The sequence below is a fragment of the Exiguobacterium sp. AB2 genome, assembly GCF_000696055.1.
GTDB classification, from domain to species: Bacteria; Bacillota; Bacilli; order Exiguobacteriales; family Exiguobacteriaceae; genus Exiguobacterium; species Exiguobacterium alkaliphilum.
The window spans coordinates 1-2,310 of record NZ_JNAA01000090.1; the positions used below are offsets into that span (position 1 = coordinate 1).

General features: G+C 52.0%; 3 protein-coding genes. 2 read left to right on the plus strand and 1 reads right to left on the minus strand.

Features of this window, described 5'->3' with window-relative positions; genetic code table 11:
* The first annotated feature begins 79 nt into the window (after window positions 1–79).
* On the plus strand, window positions 80–1,027 hold the full coding sequence (locus tag DI14_RS11405) for a DUF4003 family protein (protein WP_034808656.1): 948 nt from the start codon (window positions 80–82) through the stop codon (window positions 1,025–1,027).
* A 20-nt stretch (window positions 1,028–1,047) separates the two neighbouring features.
* Here the strand turns inward: DI14_RS11405 and DI14_RS11410 are convergent, their stop codons facing one another.
* Window positions 1,048–1,770: a YwiC-like family protein gene (locus DI14_RS11410; protein ID WP_034808658.1), complete on the minus strand. Its 723-nt coding sequence runs from the start codon at window positions 1,768–1,770 to the stop codon at window positions 1,048–1,050.
* A 300-nt stretch (window positions 1,771–2,070) separates the two neighbouring features.
* On the opposite strand from DI14_RS11410, the gene DI14_RS15365 reads away from it, so the two are divergent.
* Window positions 2,071–2,310, plus strand: a 240-nt coding sequence (locus tag DI14_RS15365) for a hypothetical protein (protein WP_152545905.1), incomplete at its 3' end; no start/stop codon positions are given.

Below are 2,310 nucleotides of genomic sequence, written 5' to 3' on the forward strand. Positions count from 1 at the left end.
TGCCCTCAAAAATCCCGTGGCGGTTTTTTGAATCATTTTTCGTGGTGGTCCGTATACGTATAAAAAGGGGGAATGTACGATGACGACGCGTTACACCCGTTACGTTGAGACACTCGATGCAATCAAACAAGCCACCAAATGGTCGCTCACCGATGACTTCCGGCGGTTGATGGCCATCCATTATGCCATTCACGATGCCCCGTTCGACCCATCCAGGTTTGAACAAGCGCAGGCCGCCTTAAAACAAAGGACAGGCATGTTCTCAAAGTTCCGCGGAACGAACAGTCTCGTCTGGTTCTCATTCCTTGACGCCAAATATGAAGACGTCGCCCCGGCAATCGACGAGGCACTACGCCTCGATCAATTACTCGACCGGAAACATTTCCGTTACAGCACGTTGCGTCCGTTCATCGCGAGTCAACTGCTGAACGTCGACGACCCGGAACGCCGACTCGACGAGGCGACGGCCCTCTATCAAACGTTCAAACAACATCATCCGTGGCTGACGAGCGAAGAAGATTTATTGTCCGCCCTCGTCCTCGTCCAAGCGTTTGACGACCATAGCACTTTGAATGAACGCATCGAGGCGTACTACGAGGCATTGAAGGTCCACATGTCCCGCTCGAACGAACTCCAGCTCGTTTCGCACTTGCTCACCTTCAGTGAACTCGACCCGACCGATGCCGTCACACGCTTCCTCGATTGGCGAGAGCGGCTCCAACGGCAAAAGATCACCGTCCGAAACGAACATCTGCCACCGCTCGCCCTGCTAACAATCGTCACCGAGCCGACCGACGAAACGGTCCAGGCCGTGGCCGACATCGTCGGTGCCGAAACCGAGAAGCAGCGTTGGTTCAACACGCATGCGTTAACCATCGCCTTGCAGCTCGTCGCCGCCGACACCATTACCGAAGAGGCGAGCGAACTGCTACTTCATGGAACGTTCGCCCATCTGCTCGCGATGCAACAAGCGGCGACGGCCGCCGCGACAGTGGCCGTCATCTCGAGTACGTCGTCGAGCGACTAAAAAAAGAAGGGTCTCCCCTTCTATACATATAAATAGGCGCTCAGACAGATTAGGACGAACACAGAATTCGCGATTTCAATGATGCCAATGCGCATAATCGGGACTTGTTTCCCGTAAAAACCAATCGCTCGGATGAGACTCGGCGCATAGGCCAACGCAAGTAACGGATTACCGAGCACGATGAAAGCCATGACGAGCAAGACGTGGTAGCCCCACGACACGTTTCGATACGTTTGGCTCTTCTTCTCTCGAATCATCGTCTTCACGTAAAAGATGCTGCCAAGAAAGTAGAAGTACGGTAAGACGAATAGCCATACCATCGTCCCGTCCACGACGCGCGCCCCGAGGTAATAGCTGGCCACCCCGCCGATGCAAAACGAGGTGACGGCACTGACGTCGTTCCAAACGTTGCGCTCGTCCTTCATTTTAGCGAAATACGCGTTGACGAGACCGAACGGCAGCATCGCAAAGACGAACCAAATGAGACGCCATTCGGTCAGGAAGACTGGGAGCGCGGCGATGATTGCAATTAAGAGATAGAGGGTGACTGTACGGAGCAGTTCTTGCGACTTTTTCCGTTGCTTCACGTATTGGAACAAGAAAAACGTACCCATGTAGACGAACAGCCAGGCGATGGCGAACGGGATGTGTGCGAGCGTCCAGCCGCCGACGATGCCACCAAGTAAAAACGGTAAAATCAGCATCGACCAGGCACCATGCTGTTTTGGAATCATCCATTTCATTGTGCTTCACTCCTTCTATGTCGAGTGTAAAGCACGTTGCGATGAAAAAGCTGTGACATTTGTTACTGAGGAACGCAGATTCAATCAATTGTTCAAAAGGAGTAGCCTTGTATGTTTCCATCAAATGAACGAAGAAAAAATAGACGTGTCTTTCTTTATCTGTTCGGATTCGCCTTCATACTGCTACTCATCGGTCGCAGTTCAGTCCCTCTTCCTATCGCTTTCACGACCGCTTTTATTCCGTTTGAAGTTTCGGAGCCGACCTATCTCCCTCTAAAATCGACGGATACATACGGCAACGTGATTCAATTAAATCAGGCTCGTCTCGTCTATAAAAACGACACGGAACAGTTGACCGTCTGGGCGACGACAGACCTCGGCTGGAACCATGTCGCGACGTGGGACGAACCTGTCACATTAGGGGATGGGTCAAACGCTTATTTCAATGACGTGGACGACACTCAAATGGTGAGCTGGCAAGATGGAGGCGTCGAATATGCGATTGATTACAAGGGGCATCGCCTGTCTAAAGACGATTTA